At 54.7% G+C, this 22,697-nt stretch carries 18 protein-coding genes; 12 read left to right on the top strand and 6 right to left on the bottom strand.

The features are described 5' to 3' along the window. Positions 1-68: 68 nt before the first annotated feature. From QNH99_RS20250 to QNH99_RS20240, 3 genes are all read left to right on the top strand, one after another. Positions 69-494 carry a CidA/LrgA family protein gene (locus tag QNH99_RS20250; protein WP_410517694.1) on the top strand — a complete coding sequence of 142 codons (426 nt, stop codon included), beginning with the start codon at positions 69-71 and terminating at the stop codon, positions 492-494. After that, a complete protein-coding gene (locus tag QNH99_RS20245) occupies positions 487-1,182 on the top strand; it encodes an LrgB family protein (RefSeq protein ID WP_283355332.1) in 696 nt (231 codons plus the stop codon). The genes QNH99_RS20250 and QNH99_RS20245 overlap by 8 nt, the downstream gene beginning before the upstream one ends. Before the next feature lie 185 nt (positions 1,183-1,367). Next, positions 1,368-1,913 (top strand): YfaZ family outer membrane protein, encoded by a 546-nt coding sequence (locus tag QNH99_RS20240; RefSeq protein WP_063878015.1) that lies wholly within the window; start codon positions 1,368-1,370, stop codon positions 1,911-1,913. A 66-nt stretch (positions 1,914-1,979) separates the two neighbouring features. On the opposite strand, the gene actP is transcribed toward QNH99_RS20240, so the two are convergent. The 3 genes from actP to acs all read right to left on the bottom strand — a co-directional run bounded on the left by actP (position 1,980) and on the right by acs (position 6,046). Beyond that, complete coding sequence (gene actP / locus QNH99_RS20235) at positions 1,980-3,635, bottom strand: cation/acetate symporter ActP (protein WP_096010460.1); 1,656 nt, start codon at positions 3,633-3,635, stop codon at positions 1,980-1,982. Next, positions 3,632-3,961 (bottom strand): DUF485 domain-containing protein, encoded by a 330-nt coding sequence (locus tag QNH99_RS20230; protein ID WP_063878016.1) that lies wholly within the window; start codon positions 3,959-3,961, stop codon positions 3,632-3,634. The genes actP and QNH99_RS20230 overlap by 4 nt, the downstream gene beginning before the upstream one ends. A gap of 129 nt (positions 3,962-4,090) precedes the next feature. Next, positions 4,091-6,046 (bottom strand): acetate--CoA ligase, encoded by a 1,956-nt coding sequence (acs, locus tag QNH99_RS20225; protein ID WP_241567343.1) that lies wholly within the window; start codon positions 6,044-6,046, stop codon positions 4,091-4,093. A gap of 584 nt (positions 6,047-6,630) precedes the next feature. Between acs and gltP the strand changes: the two genes are divergently transcribed. From gltP to QNH99_RS20205, 4 genes are all read left to right on the top strand, one after another. Continuing rightward, positions 6,631-7,932 carry a glutamate/aspartate:proton symporter GltP gene (gene gltP, locus QNH99_RS20220; RefSeq protein WP_063878018.1) on the top strand — a complete coding sequence of 434 codons (1,302 nt, stop codon included), beginning with the start codon at positions 6,631-6,633 and terminating at the stop codon, positions 7,930-7,932. 160 nt (positions 7,933-8,092) lie between these two features. Further along, the gene (murQ, locus tag QNH99_RS20215; protein WP_410517127.1) at positions 8,093-9,004 is read left to right on the top strand and encodes an N-acetylmuramic acid 6-phosphate etherase; all 912 of its coding nucleotides are present in this window, start codon (positions 8,093-8,095) and stop codon (positions 9,002-9,004) included. Beyond that, a complete protein-coding gene (murP, locus tag QNH99_RS20210) occupies positions 9,004-10,437 on the top strand; it encodes a PTS N-acetylmuramic acid transporter subunit IIBC (protein ID WP_410517126.1) in 1,434 nt (477 codons plus the stop codon). Before murQ ends, murP begins: the two co-directional genes overlap by 1 nt. A gap of 323 nt (positions 10,438-10,760) precedes the next feature. Beyond that, a complete protein-coding gene (locus QNH99_RS20205) occupies positions 10,761-12,305 on the top strand; it encodes a methyl-accepting chemotaxis protein (RefSeq protein ID WP_241567345.1) in 1,545 nt (514 codons plus the stop codon). Here the strand turns inward: QNH99_RS20205 and QNH99_RS20200 are convergent. Next, a complete protein-coding gene (locus QNH99_RS20200) occupies positions 12,302-13,267 on the bottom strand; it encodes an AraC family transcriptional regulator (protein ID WP_063878021.1) in 966 nt (321 codons plus the stop codon). The two genes, QNH99_RS20205 and QNH99_RS20200, sit on opposite strands and share 4 nt — an antisense overlap. Before the next feature lie 104 nt (positions 13,268-13,371). Between QNH99_RS20200 and QNH99_RS20195 the strand changes: the two genes are divergently transcribed. Continuing rightward, complete coding sequence (locus tag QNH99_RS20195) at positions 13,372-14,559, top strand: MFS transporter (protein WP_283349836.1); 1,188 nt, start codon at positions 13,372-13,374, stop codon at positions 14,557-14,559. A gap of 214 nt (positions 14,560-14,773) precedes the next feature. Then, positions 14,774-14,983 carry a DUF1471 domain-containing protein gene (locus QNH99_RS20190; RefSeq protein WP_096011394.1) on the top strand — a complete coding sequence of 70 codons (210 nt, stop codon included), beginning with the start codon at positions 14,774-14,776 and terminating at the stop codon, positions 14,981-14,983. Between the two features lie 558 nt (positions 14,984-15,541). Here QNH99_RS20190 and sbmA read toward each other — a convergent pair. Continuing rightward, a complete protein-coding gene (sbmA, locus tag QNH99_RS20185; RefSeq protein WP_410517125.1) occupies positions 15,542-16,789 on the bottom strand; it encodes a peptide antibiotic transporter SbmA in 1,248 nt (415 codons plus the stop codon). 273 nt (positions 16,790-17,062) lie between these two features. On the opposite strand from sbmA, the gene QNH99_RS20180 reads away from it, so the two are divergent. The 3 genes from QNH99_RS20180 to QNH99_RS20170 are packed head-to-tail and all read left to right on the top strand — an operon-like array spanning position 17,063 to position 20,897. Then, entirely contained in the window at positions 17,063-17,788 is a 726-nt protein-coding gene (locus QNH99_RS20180; protein ID WP_096011396.1) for a gluconate 2-dehydrogenase subunit 3 family protein, read from the top strand. A 2-nt stretch (positions 17,789-17,790) separates the two neighbouring features. Continuing rightward, a complete protein-coding gene (locus QNH99_RS20175; RefSeq protein WP_063878026.1) occupies positions 17,791-19,575 on the top strand; it encodes a GMC family oxidoreductase in 1,785 nt (594 codons plus the stop codon). 11 nt (positions 19,576-19,586) lie between these two features. Beyond that, on the top strand, positions 19,587-20,897 hold the full coding sequence (locus QNH99_RS20170; protein WP_410517124.1) for a c-type cytochrome: 1,311 nt from the start codon (positions 19,587-19,589) through the stop codon (positions 20,895-20,897). Positions 20,898-20,940: 43 nt separating this feature from the next. On the opposite strand, the gene QNH99_RS20165 is transcribed toward QNH99_RS20170, so the two are convergent. After that, positions 20,941-22,353 (bottom strand): MFS transporter, encoded by a 1,413-nt coding sequence (locus QNH99_RS20165; RefSeq protein WP_172897555.1) that lies wholly within the window; start codon positions 22,351-22,353, stop codon positions 20,941-20,943. Positions 22,354-22,697 lie beyond the last annotated feature (344 nt).

Raw genomic sequence — 22,697 nt, 5'->3', positions numbered from 1 at the left:
TTAATTCATTTTTTTCACAGTACCTCGTGATTCTATACTGAGCGCATTAACTTGATGGGAGAAAAATGATGGCACTGGCATTGCGCCGCCTGAACGTCGGCAGGCTGCAACGGCTCAGCTTACCTTTACAGCTGGTGCTGTTTATCTCGTTTTTTATCGCCAGCGAGCAACTGGTGAACTGGCTGCACCTGCCACTGCCTGCCAACATTGTCGGCATGCTGCTGATGTTGATGTTGATTGCGTTACGCATTTTACCGCTGCGCTGGGTGAAAGCCGGTGCAAGCTGGTTGCTGGCAGAGATGCTGCTGTTTTTTATCCCGGCGGTGGTGGCGGTGGTGAATTACGCTGACCTGCTGCAGATGGAAGGCTGGCGGATTTTGGTGGTGATTGCGGTCAGTACGCTACTGGTGCTGGCGGCGACGGCCCTGGTGGTCGATCGCCTGTACCGTTTTGAAGTCACGCGCGCGGCGCGTAAGCAGGGCAATAATGCATAATCTGCTCATCAGTCTGTTATGTGCCGCCGTCACGCTGGTAATTTATTACCTGAATAAACGGCTGTATCGTCGCTGGACAACGCTGTTACTGATGCCGCTGGTCATGACGCCGCTCATTCTGGTGACGCTGCTGTTGCTGACCCATATCAGCTGGCAAAACTATATTGCGGAAAGCCACTGGCTGCTCTGGTTACTCGGCCCCGCGACGTTAGCCTTTGCGGTGCCGGTCTACGAAAATCTGAATGTGATTAAACGCCACTGGTTATCGTTGAGTGCGGGCGTGTTAACCGCCACAACGGTGTCGATATGCAGTTCCGTATGGCTGGCGCGTTTACTGAATTTACCGGAAACCATTCAGCGCAGTCTCGCCGTGCGATCCATTACCACGCCTTTTGCGCTGGCGGCGGCGAAGCCTATGGGCGCGCAGCCCGATCTGGTGGCGCTGTTTGTGGTTGTGACAGGCGTATTTGGCATGGCGGTAGGGGATGTACTGTTCCTGCGCATCGCGATCAAACAGGGCGTGGCGAAAGGCGCTGGGCTGGGTGCCGCCTCGCACGGTGCCGGTACGGCACGCGCCTACCAGTTGGGGCCGCAGGAAGGCGTGGTTTCAAGCCTGGTGATGATGTTGTCTGGCGTCGTCACCGTCATACTGGCTCCGTTTATCGGGCACCTGATGTGGGCGCACTAAGGCAAGCCTGCGCCGGATACGGTTAACCCGGATAACGACTGTTCTTCGCGTAATTCACAGCGACTTGTCCTTTTTGGCACAAAATGACATCTCTTTTTACGTAAAGCTTTCCAAATTTAGTTGTCACCTCATTTCAGACTGCTACCCTTGATGCGGAATTATTTGACCCTTCATGGAGTAGAATCATGTTTAAGCAACTTGTCACTGGAAGCGCTCTGAGCTTCATTATGCTGAGCGGCGCCGCGCAGGCCATCGAAGGCAGCGTTGATGTTGGCGAGCACAGCACCAACCTTAATCTCGGTTTGGGCACGACGTCGCCGGGCCTGTTCCTGAACGGCAACTGGTTGCGTAGCGATCATGACGGCAGCACCTATGGTGCGGGTCTGGGTTACAACGTTGATGTCGGCGATCTGCGACTGGCGCCAACCGCAAAGGCGATTTTTACCCATCCTGAAGACGGGAAAGACGGATTTGCGGTGGCGCTGGGCGGTAGCGCACAGTACAGCTTCAACAGCATGTGGGGTCTGTACGGTCAGTACTATTATGCGCCGGAAGGCCTTACCGATCATCTCGACAGCTACCAGGAAGCGAGCGGTGGTGTGAGCTTCACGCCGATCTCTCTACTGAACCTGCGCGTGGGTTATCAGTATATTGAGCTGAATAACAAAGGCGGCCGTAAAGATAACGTACTCGTTGATGGTCCGTACGTAGGCGCGTCACTGCGCTTCTGATCTCGGCTTGAGAAAAAGGGCAGTGACCTTGCGGTCGCTGCCCTTTTTTATGCTCAGTCAACGCGGTTAGTGCGCTTTGCCTTTCTCAATACCGGCACCGGTCTGGGAGCGAATAAACTGCGCCCGGAAGCGTGATCGCTCTTCTGCACCCTGTTGCGAATGGTCAGTAACAGAAAACAGCCAGGTGCCCACAAAGGCGATGGTGATAGAGAACAGGGCCGGATACTCATAAGGATAAATGGGCGACGCATGTCCCAGCACCTGCACCCAGACGGTTGGGCCAAGAATCATCAGCACTACGGCGGTGATCAGCCCTAACCAGCCACCGACCATTGCGCCGCGCGTGGTCAGTTTTGACCAGTACATGGACAGCAGGATGATCGGGAAGTTACAGCTGGCCGCAATCGAGAATGCCAGCCCGACCATAAAGGCGATGTTCTGCTTTTCGAACAAAATGCCAAGGGCGATAGCCACAACCCCCAACACCAGCACCGTAATTTTTGAAACCCGCAGCTCGTCGCGCTCGCTGGCCTGTCCTTTACGGTAGACGCTGGCGTACAAATCATGAGAAACCGCCGAGGCACCCGCCAGCGTCAGACCGGCAACCACCGCCAGAATGGTGGCGAATGCCACTGCTGAAATAAAGCCCAGGAAGGTGCTGCCACCGACTGCATCCGCCAGGTGCACCGCCGCCATATTGGTACCGCCGATCAGTGCGCCGGAGGCATCTTTGAAGGCCGGATTAGCCCCTACCAGCAGAATGGCACCGAAACCGATAATAAAGGTCAGGAAGTAGAAGTAACCCATAAAACCGGTGGCCCAAAACACGCTTTTACGCGCCTCTTTGGCGTCGGCAACGGTAAAGAAGCGCATCAGGATATGCGGCAATCCCGCTGTGCCGAACATCAGTCCCAGCCCCAGCGACAGGGCGGAAATCGGATCTTTCACCAACCCGCCAGGCTGCATAATGGCTGCGCCTTTCGGATGTACCGCCATCGCCTCGGTAAACAAGGTATTGAAGCTAAACCCGGCGCTTTTCATGACCATAATGGCCATAAACGTGGCACCAAACAGCAGCAGAACGGCTTTGATGATCTGTACCCAGGTGGTCGCCAGCATGCCGCCAAACAGCACGTACATCACCATCAGAATGCCCACCAGGATAACGGCAACGTGATAATTCAGGCCAAACAGGAGCTGGATCAGCTTACCTGCACCGACCATCTGCGCAATCAGGTACAGCGCGACGACGACCAGTGAGCCGCAAGCCGACAAGGTACGAATCGGTTTTTGCTTCAGGCGATAAGAGGCGACATCGGCAAAAGTATAGCGACCCAGATTACGCAAGCGCTCGGCAATCAGGAACAGAATCATCGGCCAGCCTACCAGGAAGCCCAGCGAATAGATTAAGCCATCATAACCCGAGGTATACACCAGGGCCGAAATACCCAGAAAGGAGGCTGCGGACATGAAGTCACCCGCCATGGCCAGGCCATTCTGAAAGCCGGTGATGTTGCCGCCAGCGGTATAGTAATCGCTACGTGAGCGGGTTCGCTTCGACGCCCAGTACGTAATACTTAACGTGGCACCGACGAAAATCACAAACATGACAATCGCCTGATAATTGACGGGCTGTTTCTGCACCGCACCCGTGATGGCATCGGCAGCCAGAGCAGAAAAGGGCAGCAGCGCTGCCAGCATCCACAGCATAAGACGAATCATAGTTTCACCTCGCTGAGGATGGCTTTAGTCAGGCGATCAAACTCGCCATTTGCGCGCCAGACGTAAACGCCTGTGAGTAAAAAAGAGATGACGATCAACCCCACCCCGAGCGGGATGCCGCGCGTCACATTGGTACCGGCATACAGGGGCGTACCCAGCCAGCCAGGGGCAAAAGCAATAAGCAGAATAAAGCCGATATACAGCACCAGCATGATTATCGACAGCAGCAGGGCAAAGGACTGGCGCTTGTGTACCAATTCCTGAAAGCGAGGATTACTTTCAATTTGTTGGTAGATCCTTTCCTGTTCGGGCAGGGCATCATTCATCACATTATCTCCAGAAGCATGCAGGCGTGGACCTCACGCAAGGGCGTGAATTAGTTATATTTTTGTGACTACAGAAACACACTACGTAGGGAAGTGGTGGCGGAAAGCCTGATGCTTTCCGCCGGATGATTACGGCATGGTGATGGACTGTTTCTCTTCAAGTAATTTCTCGACGACGCCAGGATCGGCAAGCGTCGAGGTATCGCCTAAATTACTGGTATCGCCTGCGGCGATTTTGCGCAGGATACGGCGCATAATTTTGCCGGAGCGGGTTTTCGGCAGAGAGTCGGTCCAGTGCAGCACATCGGGTGTGGCAATCGGGCCAATTTCCTTGCGTACCCAGTTACGTACCTCGGTATAAAGCTCAGGTGACGGCTCCTCGCCGTGATTCAGGGTGATATAGGCGTAAATGGCCTGGCCCTTGATGCTGTGCGGGAACCCGACGACAGCCGCTTCGGCGATTTTAGGATGGGAAACCAGCGCTGACTCGATTTCGGCTGTGCCCAGGCGGTGGCCTGACACATTCAGCACATCGTCCACGCGGCCAGTAATCCAGTAATAACCGTCCTCATCCCGTCGCGCACCGTCGCCGCTGAAGTAGGCATTTTTGAAGGTAGAGAAGTAAGTTTGTTCGAAACGATCGTGGTCACCGAACAGCGTGCGGGCCTGACCAGGCCAGGAGTCTGTGATCACCAGGTTACCTTCGCAGGCACCTTCCTGAGGATGGCCTTCGTTATCCACCAGCGCGGGCTGTACGCCGAAGAAAGGCGTGGTCGCGGAACCGGCCTTGAGCAGAGTCGCGCCGGGCAGCGGGGCGATCATAAAGCCCCCGGTTTCGGTCTGCCACCAGGTATCGACTATCGGACATTTGCCGTTGCCAATCTTCTTGTGGTACCACTCCCAGGCTTCCGGGTTAATCGGCTCTCCCACCGATCCCATAATGCGCAGGCTGCTACGATCCGTTCCTTCAATCGCTCTATCGCCTTCTGCCATCAGCGCACGAATAGCCGTGGGGGCAGTATAGAGCAGGGTGACTTTATGCTTATCCACCACCTGCGCCATACGGGCCGGGGTTGGCCAGTTAGGCACGCCTTCAAACATCAGCGTCGTGGCCCCGCAGGCCAGTGGGCCATATAACAGATAACTGTGGCCAGTTACCCAGCCCACATCAGCCGTACACCAGTAAATGTCGTCCTGATGGTAGTCAAAAACAAATTTAAAGGTGGTGGCGGCGTAAACCAGATAGCCGCCGGTGGTGTGCAGCACGCCTTTAGGCTTGCCGGTTGAACCTGAGGTATACAGGATAAACAGCGGATCTTCTGCCTGCATCTCAGCCGCAGAGTGGTTAGTGCTGGCGTTCTGCATCAGCTCATGCCAGTGCTGGTCGCGGCCTTCCACCCAGCCGACATCTTTGCCGGTACGCTGAAAGACCACGACGTTTTTCACGCTGTTTACATTGGGATTTTTTAACGCATCATCCACGTTTTTCTTCAGTGGGATGGAACGGCCAGCACGCACGCCTTCATCGGCCGTCACAATTAATGCGGCACTGGAGTCGATAACACGACCGGCCACGGCTTCGGGTGAAAAGCCGCCAAAGATCACCGAATGTACGGCCCCAATTCGTGCGCAGGCCAGCATAGCGACTGCCGCTTCCGGCACCATGGGCATATAAATCGCGACGACGTCGCCTTTTTTAACGCCGAGCAGTTCCAGCACGTTGGCAAAGCGACAGACATCAGCATGAAGCTGACGAAAGGTAAGGGTTTTGCTTTCGTTGGCATCATCGCCTTCCCAGATGATGGCAGGATGATCGCCTCGGGTGGCCAGATGACGATCCAGACAGTTCGCTGCCAGATTGAGCGTGCCGTCCTCGTACCAACGAATAGAAATATTGCCTGGCGCAAAAGAGGTGTTTTTAACTTTGCTGTAAGGCTTTATCCAGTCAAGGATTTTACCTTGCTCTCCCCAGAACGTTTCTGGGTCGGTAACGGATTGTTGGTACATCGCCTGATACTGTTCGGCAGTAATCAGCGCGTTTGCTGCAATATTTTCTGGAACAGGATAGTTATGATTTTGGCTCATGGCGAATCTCCTTGAAGATGTTAATCATATGTCAATCAATGGTTAAGTGAAGCCCGACAGCCGGTTTTGTTTCTTTTTTGCGCCATAGATCACGCGTTAACCTTGCTGACATAAAAACGTCGTAAACAGAGGAAATAAACGCTAACTCCCTGCGGAGAATGGGGATTTAAGTTGCAACATTTTGTGTATGTTGCTGTTTAAAAAATCAGCAAACGAACCGCACACACATTGAGCATAGTCTGAATAGCTATGCGAAAACTTATCGAAGTATTACTTTTCATAACAGCAAGTTAGGGATTAACGTCTGCGCCAGCATTTTATGCTGACCAGATGGTGAAGTTTTAATCGAAGCCACCAAGGGTTGCATTTACTGCAGTGAAAATGGTACTTATCCGCCCCTGATAATCAGGTATCAACTCAGACCGCGTCTGAAAATGGGTATGGAAATCATCGCATTTAAATGCGGGACGCCGTCTACAAACACCCTCTAATTTACCGGGCTTTTTGCTCACTTCCCTGTGTGTATTGTCTTCTGCACCTTCGCAGTAGAGAGAAACGGGTTTTGACTGAGGAAATTACGCGTTATGAAAGGTTTTAAAATCAGCCTTGCCTGGCAGATTCTGATCGCACTTGTACTTGGCATCATCGTCGGTGCCGTGTTGCATAATCAGCCAGAAGATCGTGAATGGTTAGTCAATAATATTCTCAGCCCGGCGGGCGATATCTTTATTCATCTGATAAAGATGATTGTCGTGCCCATCGTGATTTCATCCCTGATTGTCGGCATTGCAGGTGTCGGGGATGCGAAAAAGCTGGGCCGTATTGGTTTCAAAACGATTTTGTACTTTGAAGTGATTACCACCGTTGCCATTGTTGTCGGTATTACCCTGGCCAACGTGTTTCAGCCCGGCACCGGCATTGATATGTCTACGCTGGCAACGGTGGACATCTCTAAATATGAAGCCACGACCGCCCAGGTGCAGGAAGGCACCCACAGCCTGGTGGCAACCATCCTGTCGCTGATCCCGCAGAACATCTTTGCCTCGATGGCGAAAGGTGAAATGCTGCCGATTATCTTTTTCTCGGTACTGTTTGGCCTGGGCCTTTCCGCTCTGCCGTCAGAACAGCGTGATCCGCTGGTAAACCTGTTCCGTGGCGTGTCAGAAACCATGTTCAAGGTAACGCATATGATCATGCGCTACGCGCCAGTGGGCGTGTTTGCCTTGATTGCCGTCACCATCGCTAACTTTGGTTTCGCCTCACTCTGGCCGCTCGCTAAGCTGGTGCTGCTGGTGTATGTCGCGATCCTGTTCTTCGCCTTTGTGGTGCTGGGGGCGGTGGCGCGTTTCTGTAAGCTACGCATTACGACGCTGATGCGCATTTTAAAAGATGAGCTCATCCTGTCTTACTCGACCTCCAGTTCAGAAACCGTGCTGCCGCGCATCATGGAGAAGATGGAAGCCTATGGCGCGCCCAAAGCGATAACCAGCTTTGTGGTCCCGACCGGTTATTCATTTAACCTCGATGGATCAACGCTGTACCAGAGTATCGCCGCTATTTTTATTGCCCAGCTGTACGGCATTGATCTGTCGCTGACGGACGAAATTATTCTGGTCCTGACGCTGATGGTGACCTCTAAAGGCATCGCGGGTGTGCCCGGCGTATCCTTTGTGGTGCTGTTAGCCACCCTGGGCAGCGTCGGTATCCCGCTGGAAGGGCTGGCGTTTATTGCGGGCGTGGACCGCATTATGGATATGGCCCGTACCGCGCTGAACGTGGTCGGGAACGCGCTGGCCGTGCTGGTGATTGCCCGTTGGGAAAACCAGTTCGATGTAGAACAGGCCAGGGCGTACGAATTACAATTACGGACGCAAACCGCCAGTTAATCGCGGTTTATCACACAAAGGCTCAACGGTGGTTGGGCCTTTTTTTTGCCCCTGTTTTCATTCCCGCTAACGATGAAAGAAAAAAACGTCTGCAAAGGATGAATTATTCATTCGTTGTGTTAAAAATATTCAGAATAAATTATTCCTGTGGAGGACGATCGTGAAAATCGATCTCAGTCAGATGATTACTGAAGGGCGTAATCCAGCCAGCCAGCATATTGATGAAATGAGCACCGAGGCGATGCTGCGGGTGATCAACGATGAAGATAAAAAAGTCGCCCTGGCCGTGGAGGCCATTGTGCCGGCGATTGCGCGCGCGGTGGATGTTATCTGCGCCGCATTCAGCGCGGGTGGCCGTCTGATTTACTGTGGTGCCGGGACCTCCGGGCGGCTGGGAATTCTTGATGCAAGTGAATGCCCACCAACATTCGGAACCCCGCGCGAGCAGGTTATTGGTCTGATTGCCGGGGGACATCAGGCCATTCTACAGGCGGTGGAAAACGCGGAAGACAATGTGGAACAAGGCGCTCAGGATCTAAAAGATATCCAGTTCAGCCGCGACGATGTGCTGGTTGGCATCGCCGCCAGCGGACGGACGCCCTACGTGTTAGGCGCACTGGACTATGCCCGGCAATGCGCTGCTCCCACGGTGGCGCTGACCTGCAATCCCCACAGCAAGATAGCGCAGGTCGCCGATATTGCGCTGACGCCAGTGGTGGGGCCAGAAGTGGTCACGGGTTCATCACGCATGAAGGCCGGGACCGCACAGAAGCTGGTGCTGAATATGCTCACCACAGGGGCGATGATTCGCAGCGGCAAGGTTTACGGCAATTTGATGGTCGATGTTGAGGCCACCAATCAGAAGCTGGTACAGCGTCAGGTGAACATTGTTATGCAGGCCACCGACTGCGATGAAGCCAGCGCCCGCTCGGCGCTGTCGGCCTGTGGCGGGCACTGTAAAACCGCCATTCTGATGGTGCTGGCAGGATTAACTGCCGACGAGGCGATCGCGCTGCTTGCTCAGCACAAAGGCTTTATCCGCCAGGCTTTACAGGATGCGGGAGCACGCTGATGGCAAAAATGACCGATGCACTTCTGCACGCTATCGTGCAGGCGGTTGGCGGGGCGGAAAATATCGCCGTATGCGGCAACTGCATGACCCGTTTACGACTGACGCTGAAACACAACCAGGCCGATATTGCCCGGCTGAAAAGCCTGCCTGGTGTGCTGGGCGTCATCGACAGCGATAATCAGTTACAGATAGTGCTCGGTCCCGGTAAAGCGCAGACGGCGGCAGAACGAATGCGGACAATACTGGCGCAGGCGCCGGGCGAGTCACCGGTTTTGCAGCAGGTCGCCGCGCAACAAAAACAGCAAATAAAAGCCAGACAGACCGGCGCGCTGCAGCAGTTTCTGGCGCGCTTCGCCACCATTTTTACCCCGCTCATCCCAGGGTTTATCGCCGCAGGTTTGCTGCTGGGGTTTGCCACGCTGATTGAGCAAAGTCTTCACCTCAGCACGCCTGGCGATCATCCTGCCTGGTTAATTCAGGGCGTGGCCTATATGAAAGTGTTTGGCAAAGGGCTGTTCACCTTTCTCAGCATTCTGATTGGCTACAACGCGCAAAAAGCCTTTGGCGGCACGGGCGTAAACGGGGCCATCATCGCGTCACTGTTTATTCTGGGCTACGTCCCCGATGCAAAAGTCGGCTACTACAGCGGCATGGACAGCTTTTTTGGCGTGGCGATCGATCCGCGCGGCAATATTATCGGCGTCCTGCTGGCGGCCATGTTTGGCGGCTGGCTGGAAAGACAACTGCGCAAGGTCATCCCGGACAATCTGGATATGATTCTTACGTCGCTGTTGACCTTATTGATCACCGGCGCGCTGACATACTTGCTGATCATGCCGTTAGGCGGCGAGTTGTTTAAGGGCATGTCGTGGCTGTTTATCCATCTCAATAACAATCCGTTTGGTTGCGCACTGCTGGCCGGACTGTTTTTAATTGCCGTGATGTTTGGCATCCATCAGGGCTTTATTCCGGTCTATTTTGCCCTGATGGAAACCCAGGGCTTTAATTCACTGTTCCCGATTCTGGCCATGGCTGGTGCAGGTCAGGTCGGGGCCTCGCTGGCGCTCTGGTGCAAAGCAGAAAAAGGTGCACTGCTGCGTGCCCAGATAAAAGGTGCCATCGTACCGGGCTTACTCGGCGTCGGTGAACCGCTCATATATGGTGTGACGCTGCCGCGCCTTAAACCCTTTATCACGGCCTGCGGCGGTGGGGCCATCGGCGGATTTTTCATTGGCACAGTGGCGTGGCTGGGATTGCCGGTGGGCATGAATACGGTATTTGGCCCCTCTGGGTTGGTCACGCTGCCGTTGATGACCTCCCATCAGGGTATTTTTGCCGGCATGGCGGTTTATCTGGGAGGATTGATCGTCGCCTGGATAAGCGGCTTTTTACTGACGTGGTGGTTCGGTATGCGCAATATCGATCTGAGCTGAACTCATAAGCAGTAAATGATGAAAACCGCATTGGCACGCCTGAAAGTGAATGGATTCGGCGTGCCTTTTAGCGCAAAACCCCAGTAAACCTGTTGTGTGCTAACCAGTAGCGGCAAAGTAAGCTCAGCCGACGTGATGTATCCGATCCCCTAAAAACAGAGAAAGCCGCGATAAAGCGGCTTTTTTAATGCAACAAATTTACGTGTAGCACTAAAGAGTCATTACGCAAGTGCCGAAAACATAAAAAAAGGTAATCTTTACCTTTTAACATTCACTCATTAATGCTTCTGGTGCAAGTCTGACTGGTACTAACAAGGACGCCTATGCGTAACAACCAACCTGTTTCTCAGCGTGAATATGTCTATGACGATCATGCAACGCTGATGTCTACCACCGACCTCAACAGTTATATCACCTATGCCAATGACGCTTTTATTGAGGCCAGTGGATTTTCATCTGATGAGGTAAAAGGGCAGCCGCACAATATGGTGCGCCACCCGGATATGCCGCCAGAGGCGTTTGCAGACATGTGGGCAACCTTAAAACAGGGCGAGCCCTGGACGGCGCTGGTGAAAAACAGACGTAAAAACGGTGACCATTACTGGGTACGGGCGAATGCCATTCCGGTCGTGCGTGATGGCAACGTTCAGGGATATATGTCGGTGCGCACCAAGCCTTCAGCGCAGGAAGTGAAGCAGTGTGAAGCGCTTTATCGCGATTTCCGCGAAGGACGCGCGAAAGGCCGCCAGTTTCATAAAGGGCTGATTGTCCGCAGCGGCTGGCGTCGTCTGGGGTCGATATTGAAAACGCTGCCGCTGCGCTGGCGCATCCGTACCGCCTTACTGGCTGTATTGCCGCTGTCCGTGGCCGGTGTGTGGGCAATGGGCGTCTCGCCGCTGGCGCTGAGCGGATTTGCTGGTGGGATGGCCTGCCTGCTGTTGCTGGTCAGCCTGTGGCTTGAACAGCAGATTTCCCGTCCCATTGAGCGCATGTGTAAGCAGGCGCTGCGGGTGGCAACCGGTGCCAGTCACCAGGTTGAGCAGATGGATCGCATCGACGAAGTGGGCATGACGCTCCGTGCCATTGGACAGCTGGGTTTGATGTTTCGCTGGTTAGTGGATGATGTCAGCGGCCAGGCCATTAATGTGCTGAGTGCCAGTGATGCCATTGCCCGCAGTAATAACGAACTGAGCCGGCGTACCGAACAGGCGGCAGCCAACGTGCAGCAAACGGCCGCGACCATGAACGAAATGACCGCCACGGTGAAAAGCAATACGCAGACCGCCCAGGAAGTGAATTCGCTCTCGGTTAACACCAGCGAAGCTGCCATTAAAGGCGGCGACGTAATGAAAGAAATGATGGGGATGATGGCGGAAATTGCTGACAGCTCACAGCGCATTGCCAGTATTACCAGCGTGATCGACAGCATTGCCTTTCAGACCAATATTCTGGCACTGAACGCCGCAGTCGAAGCTGCCAGAGCGGGCGAGCAGGGTAAAGGATTCGCCGTCGTCGCCGGTGAGGTGCGCAGCCTGGCGCAGCGCAGTGCAAAAGCCGCCAGCGAGATCAAAGCGCTGGTTGAAACCAGTGCCAGCCGGGTCAGTTCAGGCAATGAGCATGCGGGCGCAGCAGGCCATACCATGCAGGACATTGTGCAGCAGGTCCAGAATGTCACTTCCCTGATTGCGCAAATCAGTGCCGCGACCGCCGAACAATCCACCGCGCTGAGTGAAGTGAGCACGGCGGTGGAAGATCTGGATGATATCACCCATCAAAATGCGGCCCGTGTACAGGAAAGCGCGGAAGCCTCGGGTCGCATGACTCACCAGGCTAACCGGCTGGTGGAAGCGATAAGCGTGTTTCGCTAAGAAACGGCTGCCTGCGTGCTCACATACTCGGCACGCAGTGCACCCGGCGACCGTCCGATAATCCGTTTGAACGCGCGGCTAAAAGCGGCCAGCGAACCGTACCCCAAATCGAAGGCTACCGTTTCCAGCGCTTCGCCATGATTGACGATGCGCTTGACGGCCAGTCGCATACGTAATTCGGTCAGGTAGCGCAGCGGCGTCATACCGGTGGCATGAAGAAAGCGTTCGGCAAACACCGAGCGTGAACTTCCGGCTTCGCGCGCCAGACGTTCTACCGTCCAGTTCTCGCCTGGCGAACGGTGCATGGCCGCAATGGCCTGACTCAGGCGCGGATCGCGCATCGCCTGCACCAGCCCGCTACTTTGCCCGCAGCCATTCTCCACCCAGCCACGCACCACCAGCGCAGCGACCACATCCGCCAGACGCGAAAGGATGCCCGCATGGCCCGCATGTCGGGTGCGGGACTCACGTTCCATCGCTTCCAGCATCGGGCGAATCTCCGGATATTGCGACAGCAGCGTACTGACCAGCATGACGTCCGGCATGGTGTTGATTAAAGGCTGCATACCGCCCAGTTCAAACGCCATGCTGGCGCTGAATAACAAGACGCTGTGGTCATCTTCACAGGCATCCGCGGGCGCGGTAATGGCGCAGATGCTGTCGCAGATCGGCTTGCTTGCCAGGGAGTCAATACATTGACAGTCCGCTTCCTCACTGGAAAGCAGGCTGTGCGGTTTACCGTGTGGGATGAGCAGGGCATCGCCACTGTTGAGCGTGAAAAGTGCGCCGGATGCGCCCCGCACCAACAGCGTACCGCGGCCCACGAAATGAAACTGGGCACGTCCCGGCGAGGCGTTAAAGCGCAAGCCAAACGGGGCGCTGACGGCAATACGTTGGTAGTTAACGCCGTACAGGCGCATGCCCATTAGCAACTCACTGGTTAACTCATCGTAACGGCTCATGGCAGAATCCAGACGAATTATCAAAAATAACGGTGTAACCATCATAGATCGTCTTGCTCTTCCCCTCTATGCTCAGCACTACTTTTTTTATCCGGAGAAGCAACATGAGTCTGAACACCGACGTGGCTGATGAAGTTTCCTTATCCACGCGTCCTGCGTGGGGGGCCGTCTTTGCGATGGCGTTTGGCGTGTTTAGCCTGATCACCGCAGAGTTTTTACCGATCAGCCTGCTGACGCCGATAGCGCACAGCCTTAATGTCTCAGAAGGGCTGGCAGGGCAAACCGTTACCGTCACGGCCCTGATTGCACTCTTTACCAGCCTGACCGTAGGCAGCGTGGCAGGACGTATCGATCGCCGGGTGATGATGCTGGCATTCTCACTACTCCTCATCGTCTCGGCATTGATGGTGGCCTTTGCCGCCAATCTGACCGTCATTTTGCTGGCGCGCGTCCTGCTTGGCGTGGCAATCGGCGGTTTTTGGACGCTGTCGACCGCCATTACCATGCGGCTGGTGCCCGCCGATCAGGTGCCGCGCGCCCTCTCCATCGTCTTTAGTGGTATTTCACTGGCGACCATCATAGCGACGCCACTGGGCAGTTATCTGGGTGGGCTGGTCGGCTGGCGCGCTATCTTTCTGTTTACGGCGGGCCTGGGGGCGACTTCTCTGCTGTGGCAGTTTTTCACGCTTCCCGCCATGCCGGTGGAAGGCAACACGCGCAGCGGCGGCGTGCTGTCATTGCTACGGATTAATGTCATGCGCTGGGGAATGCTGGCGGTGATCATCATGTTTACCGCGCACTTTGCTTTTTTCACCTATCTGCGTCCGTTCCTGGAAAGCGTGGCACGCTTGAACCTTAGCCAGCTCTCTCTGGTGCTGCTGGCATTCGGCATCGCCAACTTTTTGGGCACCTATCTGGCTGGTTATCTGGTGACACGCAGTGTGTCACTGACGCTGAGCGGAATGGCCTTGCTGATGGGCATCACAGCCTCACTGTTGGTAGGGTTTGGTCATGTGGGTGGGCTGGTCGCCGTGGGCGTTGCGCTCTGGGGCCTGGCCTTTGGTTCGATGCCGACGGGCTGGTCGACATGGATTTCACGAGCGGTGCCTGACGATGCCGAATCCGGCGGCGGTTTACTGGTGGCGACCATACAGCTGGCCATTACGGTGGGCGCGGCTGCAGGAGGCTGGATGTTCGATTTGCGCGGCGCGGGCGGTGTGTTTCTTGCCAGCAGCGCGCTGATGCTGGTGGCGGCGCTCACGATATATACGCGTGTCAGGCATCACGGTTGAGTAAACCTATGGCAGCAATATATGCTGCCTTTTTATTTTATCCTGGTTTTTTAACCTTTTGTGTTTTAACCAAGCTAAACGTGCTCTTTACTTTCAGTTTTATTGAACAACTTAAGCAAAACCCTCTGCTTTTTTCTGATCAAGATTCGGCCTATTATGTTTTCACACAAGGAAGAACGCCTTAATTAAACTGAAAAAGACCGAGGAATTAATCATGAAAGCTATCAAAACTTTTGCTGCTGTTATCGCCCTTGCCGTACTTCCTGTTGCAGGCTTCGCGCAAACTGTGACCGCGACCGGTTCTACTCTGGACAGCACCGAAGCGAAAATTGCTGCGCAGGCGCAAGAAGCTGGTGCTTCCTATAAAATCACCGAAGCCAACACCAACAACGGCGTACATATGACGGCTGAACTGCTGAAATAATGCTGGAAGTTGTGTGCTGACAGGACGCCTTTGGGCGTCCTGGCGGCGTTTGTGGGTGCATATCCGTCTCCGTCTTATCCTTTCTCATCCTTGTTTCCCTGCCAGACGTTCATCTTTTTAATCACGCAATAATCATTTCAGCCTGCATCAGGCGCTTGCCTGATTTTCAAACACACTAACGCGCTTGCTGCACCGGTAACGGCGGCGACGTCATGCGGGAAACGTTTTGCTGCCAGCAGCAGCAAGGTGATAAACACGCTTACCCCGAACGGTCGCCAACGCGTGAAACGGTAAGGCTGCCGTAGCCCTGTCAGGCGCCAGGGGATGTGAGAGGACATCACCGATTTAGGTGAGGAGAGCGTGACTCAGGTCAGGGGGGAGAAAGGCGAAAACGCATCAGCATCACCCGGAAGGCCGCTAAGACGGCTCCCAGTCTGGCGATCGCTGTCAACGGAAAAGCACGGTTTGTCAGCGTCAAACCGCCGGAATGGTGCACAGGATGCTGAACGCATGATGATTCGCCTGCTGCGCTAATCCGCCGCAAGCGAAGATCTCAGGTTATGACACGTCTTCAGAGGCGTCACGCATCATCTCACCGTGCGGAACGTCATCCAGAATCTGCTCAAAGCTGCGCAGACGTTTATAGATAGACATCAGCTCAACCAATGTTGACCACGAGGTGATGAGGTACTGGAACGAGCTGCGCACCTGATCGAAAACGTTGCTGATTTGGTTTAGCAGACCCAGCGTTATGGTTCCGGCGGCGATTGAGGGAAACAACATAATCAGGCCAAAGACATTGTCTATCTGCAAATAGAACATCCTGGCGATATTGAAATACAGATAATGAAAGTAGAGTCGGAAGTAATTCAACCTGACATTGTCGAAAAGCACTTTTACCGTCGGCGGCGTGGCGCGATCGGCATGGTCTTCACCGTAAACCAGTTCTTTACGATAAGCGGCTTCTACCCGCTGATTACGAAACTCCAGGCCTGGTAACTTTAATCCGACTAATGCTAATAGTCCTGTTCCCAGTACAGACCAGACAACGGCGGCAATGACCAATGCATAAGGTATGGAACCAAGAATCGGTACGCTTTTTACATGATGCGACAGCTGAACCAGTATGGGTAAAAAGGCGATGAGCGTCATGATAGCCTGAATAAAACTGACGCCCCAGCCCTCGAGAGTACCCGCAAAGCGCATGGTATCTTCCTGCACACGCTGGGCTGCGCCTTCAATATGACGTAAGCGCTGCCAGTGATGCATATAGTAATTGTTCATGGCAGTACGCCAGCGAAATACCCAGTGGCTGATGAAGAAGGCATTAATTACGCCAATTGCCACAGCCACCATAACAATGCCTGCTACGCCCACAACTTCAGAATAGAGCTGGCTAATCGGTACTGCGCCTGGTTTTGTTAATGCCTTTTGGATCAGGTCGTAAAAGGGCTGATACCAGGCGTTAATTGCAACACCGACCTGCACCCCAAACCAGGTAACAAAAATAATCAGTGCCGAACCCCATACCGACCAGCGCTGCCAGGGATGGTTATCAACCAGCCGCCAGGCGACCGCGAAGATCGCGACCATCAGCCAGTAATAGGCATAAAACCACAATTCACTCGGTGCAATAAAACGCATCACCGTCGTGGGCAATGGCTGCTTAATTGCCGCCTGAAAAGCAGGCCAAAAATGCCCTGGTAACTCGCTGGCGAAGCCAAACCAGGCAAAAATGGCCAGCAAACTCCAAATGGCGGCCGTGCTGAAAAACAGCCCCGGTCGCGGGAAGAAAGACTTAAACATAGGTACTCCGCTGTTGTGTAATCGCTTTTATAACGTTTAAACGGCTATCTGTCTGTAGCCTGTTGTTTCTGAACATGACATCGACAAAATATATGTTAATGGAATTGTGCTTTTTTGTTTCCTTAAACTAAATGTTTATTGGTAATGGTGTTACACTTGCGCCAACTGTTACCGGTAACAGTTGGTTGTACCCGAAATCCGCAGATAAAAACCACTACAACGCACTCACTTCTCTTTTTCGTACCGCAGTTGATGCGGTGATGAGGCAATGTCATGTCAGACCAGAAAAAGGGTCATTCACGCAGGGATTTTTTGCTGAAGACCATCACCCTGGCGCCCGCAGTGGCGGTAGGCAGTAGCGCATTCGGTGCATTTTCTGCACCCGCTCAGGCGGCCGCACCCGCCGAAACCCCGTCTGCTCGCGATTATCAGCCCACCTGGTTTACCGCCGAAGAATTTGCCTTTATTAAGGCTGCGGTTGCGCGTCTGATTCCTGCCGATGAACGAGGCCCCGGCGCGCTGGAAGCTGGCGTGCCTGAGTTTATCGATCGCCAGATGAATACACCTTATGCCACCGGCGCGAACTGGTATATGCAGGGCCCGTTTAATCCCGACTTACCCAAAGAAATGGGTTATCAACTGCCGCTGGTGCCGCAACAGATTTACCGTCTTGGCCTGGCGGATGCGGACCAGTACAGCAAGCAGCAGCACGCTAAGGTGTTTGCCCAACTCGATGCCGGGCAGCAGGACGCGTTGTTACAAAACATGGAGAGCGGTAAAGCCAACTTCAGTCAGCTGCCCGCCAACGTGTTTTTTTCTTATTTACTTCAGAACACCCGCGAAGGTTTCTTTAGCGATCCCATCCACGGCGGTAATCAGGGCATGGTGGGCTGGAAGCTGATCAACTTCCCTGGCGCACGCGCCGACTTTATGGACTGGGTAGAGCGCGGTGAACGTTATCCGTTCCCGTCGGTGTCAATTCGTGGGGAGAGAAGCTGAGCATGGCGAATGCATTAAACAAAGTCGATGCCGTGATTGTGGGTTTTGGCTGGGCGGGCGCCATTATGGCTAAAGAGCTGACCGAGGCGGGCCTGAACGTGCTGGCGCTGGAGCGCGGCCCGCATCGTGACACCTATCCCGATGGTTCTTACCCACAGTCTATTGATGAACTGACCTACAACGTTCGCAAAAAGCTGTTCCAGGATCTGTCTAAAAGCACCGTTACGATTCGTCACGATGCCTCGCAGACCGCAGTACCTTATCGCCAGCTGGCGGCCTTTTTGCCCGGCACCGGAACCGGTGGCGCAGGCCTGCACTGGTCAGGTGTCCATTTCCGGGTTGATCCCGTAGAGCTGAAGCTGCGTAGCCACTATGAGGCGCGCTACGGCAAAAACTTTATTCCTGAAGGCATGACGATTCAGGACTTTGGCGTCGACTACCAGGAGCTGGAGCCGTTTTTTGATAAAGCTGAAAAAGTGTTTGGCACCTCCGGTAGTGCCTGGAGTATTCAGGGCAAGGTCGTCGGCAAAGACAAAGGCGGTAACCCGTTTGCTCCCGACCGCTCTGACAACTTTCCGCTGCCCGCGCAAAAGCGCACCTGGTCGGCTCAGCTGTTTGCACAGGCCGCCGAGTCCGTAGGTTATCACCCTTACGATCTGCCGTCGGCGAACACCTCTGGCCCCTATACCAACACGTACGGCGCTCAGATGGGGCCATGCAATTTCTGTGGCTACTGCAGCGGTTACGCCTGTTATATGTATTCCAAGGCATCGCCCAATGTGAATATTTTGCCTGCACTGCGTCAGGAGCCAAAGTTTGAGCTGCGCAACAATTCTTACGTGCTGCGCGTCAACCTTACGGAAGATAAGCAGCGCGCGACTGGCGTTACCTATGTGGACGCGCAGGGGCGCGAGCAGGTGCAACCGGCGGATCTGGTCATCCTGTCTGCTTTCCAGTTCCATAACGTCCATTTGATGCTGTTGTCCGGCATCGGCAAACCTTACAACCCGATCACCAACGAAGGCACGGTAGGGCGCAACTTCGCCTATCAGAACCTCTCGACGCTGAAAGCGCTGTTCGATAAAAACACCACCACCAATCCCTTTATTGGGGCGGGCGGGGCCGGTGTCGCCGTGGATGATTTCAATGCCGATAATTTTGATCACGGTCCACACGGGTTTGTCGGCGGGTCGCCGTTCTGGGTGAACCAGGCGGGCACTAAACCGATATCGGGTCTGCCCACGCCAACCGGCACGCCAAACTGGGGCAGTCAGTGGAAAGCCGCCGTTGCTGATACCTACACGCACCATCTTTCGATGGATGCACATGGTGCGCACCAGTCTTACCGCGCGAACTATCTGGACCTGGACCCTAATTACAAAGATGCCTACGGCCAGCCGCTGCTTCGTATGACGTTCGACTGGCAGGACAACGACATCAAGATGGCGCAGTTTATGGTGGGGAAAATGCATAAGATCGCCGAAGCCATGAACCCCAAAATGATCATTGGCGGGGCCAAAAAACCCGGCACGCATTTCGACACCACCGTGTATCAGACCACGCATATCAGCGGCGGGGCGATTATGGGCGAGTCTCCTGAGACCAGCGCGGTCAACCGCTATCTACAAAGCTGGGATGTGCCGAATGTCTTTGTGCCTGGCGCGTCGGCGTTTCCGCAGGGGCTGGGATATAACCCCACCGGTATGGTGGCGGCATTGACCTACTGGTCAGCGAAAGCGATTCGCGAACAGTACCTGAAAAACCCAGGCCCACTGGTGCAGGCATAAGGAATATGGCGATGAAAAACGGCATTTTAGCCCTGATTCTGGGCAGTATTACCTTTGTTGCCCTGGCCGATGAGCCTACTGGCGATCTGATAAAACGCGGCGAGTATCTTGCCCGCGCGGGTGACTGCGTTGCCTGCCACAGCCGTGACGGCGGCAAGCCCTTTGCGGGTGGATTGCCGATGGCGACGCCGATTGGCACTATCTACTCCACCAATATTACGCCGGATAAAGCGACCGGAATTGGTGACTACAGCTACGACGACTTTCAGAAAGCGGTGCGGCACGGCGTGGCAAAAAACGGCGATACGCTTTATCCCGCCATGCCTTATCCCTCTTATGCGGTGGTCAGCGATGAGGACATGAAGGCGCTGTATGCGTACTTCATGCACGGCGTCGCACCTGTCAGTCAGGCCAACAAAGAGAGTGATATTCCCTGGCCGTTGTCCATGCGCTGGCCGCTGGCAATCTGGCGCAGCCTGTTTGCACCGGACGTGAAGGCGTTCCAGCCAGCCGCGCAGGAGGACCCGACGCTGGCGCGTGGCCGTTATCTGGTGGAAGGTCTGGGCCACTGCGGTGCCTGCCATACGCCGCGTAGCGTCACCATGCAGGAAAAAGCATTAAATAACACCGAGGGCACCGATTATCTGGCGGGCAGCAGTGCGCCGGTTGACGGCTGGACGGCGAGCAATCTGCGCGGGGATAACCGCGATGGCCTGGGCCGCTGGAGTGAAGAGGATTTACGCCAGTTCCTGCGCTATGGCCGTAACGATCATACCGCGGCATTTGGCGGCATGGTGGACGTTGTCGATCACAGCCTGCAGCACCTGACGGAGGAAGACATCACGGCGATTGCCCGTTATCTGAAGTCGCTGGGCGCGAAAGATCCGCATCAGGTCACGTTTAGCGCGGATGACGCCGCCGCCAAAGCCCTGTGGAAGGGCGATGACAGCCAGACGGGTGCCGCGACGTATGTGGACAGCTGTGCAGCCTGCCATAAAACCGATGGCAGCGGCTACAAACGGTTTTATCCTGCGCTGCGGGGCAATCCTGTGGTGATGGCGGACGATCCCACCTCGCTGATTCACATCGTGCTGGTCGGGGGGGAATTACGTGGCGTCAACGGCGCGCCTTCGACCATTACCATGCCGGCATTTGGCTGGCGTCTGAACGATCAGCAGGTCGCGGACGTGGTGAACTTTATTCGCCGCAGCTGGGGCAATAATGCCACGGATAACGTGACGGCGAAGCAGGTGGCCGAACTGCGTGAAGACGTCAAAGATCGTCAGGGTAATGCGGACATCAAGGTGTTAGAAGGGAAGTAAGCCGCAGTGTTTCAGCCTTCCCCGCAGGGGGAAGGCTGAATGTTCAGATGTTTTCCAGCCTGATACCGCGCGTCTTCGGACCGAAAAGGCCCACCGACAGCATAACCATCAGCATACTCAGGACGATAAACACGATAACCCCATGTGTTCCCGCATACTGCAAAATCACACCGATTAAAATACTGCTGAACGCGGTCGACAACCGGCTGAATGAGTAGCAGAACCCCACCGCCCGGGCGCGGATGTGCGTGGGGAAAATCTCAGTCTGATAGGCATGATAGCTGCAGGTCAGCCAGGCATTCGAGAAGGTGATCAGGAAACCGCAAATAATCAGCAAGACCGGGTTGGTTTGCAGGGCAAACAGCGTCCCAAACACCACCGTCATCAGCGAAGAGAGAACGATTTGCCATTTGTTTTCAAGCTGGCTGGTAAAGCTGCCACAAATCAGCGATCCAATCGGATAGGCCAGCGTAATAAAAAACGCATACAGCAGGCTGTGGGTGATGGATGTCCCCTGGCCTGACAGCAGCGCCGGCAGCCAGTTACCAAAACCATAAAAACCAATCGCCTGAAAGAAGTTCATCACCACCAGCATGAGCGTGCGCTTACGATAGCGGGATGACCAAATCTCACGAAAACGACTCTTTTCCTGTCGGCTTGCCGCGCCCGTTAACGTCGTCAGCGGCAGGCCTGGGGCGATGCCGCAACGTTTTTCCATTTTTGACATCACCTGATGAGCGTCATCAAGGCGTCCCTGCTGCACCAGCCAGCGCGCGGATTCCGGCAGATTTTTGCGGACAAGCCAGATAACCAGTGAGCAGACCGCACCGGCAATCACCACCCAGCGCCAGCCTTCCAGCCCAAGAATGTTTTGCGGCACCAGCCACCATGACATTAACGCCACGGCGGGCACCGATAAAAACTGAATAAAGAACGAAAAGGCAAACGCCCGGTTACGCAAGTGAGTGGGCACCCATTCACTCAGATAGGTATCGATGGTCACCAGCTCTACGCCCAACCCAATCCCCACTAAAAAGCGGCACAGGATCACCATCTCAGCGCTGTGTTGAAAAGCCATGATCAGTGAGAACACACCGTACCAGGCCAGGGCGCAGATAAAGGTCAGCCGACGGCCAAAGCGATCGGCAAACGGCGTGAGCAGGCTGGCACCGACAAACAGCCCAAGAAAGGTAGCCGAGGCAAATGCCGCCTGATCGGTGATGCCCAGTATTCCGGCGCTGCCCGCATGGAAAATACCGGCTGCCAGCAAGCCCGTACTGATATAACCGGTTTCAAACAGATCGTAGAGTTCAAAGAAGCCTCCCAGCGCCAGGAGCGAGATAAAGCGCCATAAGCCGGCAGAGGAAGGTAGCGCATCAATGCGCTCAGCTAAGCTGGTGTTGGCGGTCGACGATGCCGGCGACGGTGCCATCCCTGTGATGAAGGCGGATGTCATGTAAGGTGAACCTCATATCAGGATGATTGCCATTCCCACTACAGGCCGTGATGTGTTTTGAAATAATTGCCCATTAGCGAGCCGTGAAGCAGCAGAATAATCAATTACCTGATTCTTGCCGACAGGAATAGTGATGAATTTTTAGCAACGCATATTGCAAGGTTGACTGGCACGGCTTTTCAGGCAGACGGCAAGACTGCAGATATCAACGGCGCACGAGCCGGTGAGGGCAAAAAGCGCAGTCAGCAGGTATCTTGACGGGCACAGCGGTAAAGGCAGACGTCAGCCGGGTCATTCAGTGCCTTACCCCGCCCGGCAACACATCTGTTTCCCGCCCTGGCATT

The organism is Pantoea allii (genome assembly GCF_046529425.1).
GTDB lineage: Bacteria > Pseudomonadota > Gammaproteobacteria > Enterobacterales > Enterobacteriaceae > Pantoea > Pantoea allii.
Note: the sequence above shows the minus strand (reverse complement) of the source record. Positions and strands in the feature narration are given on the sequence as shown.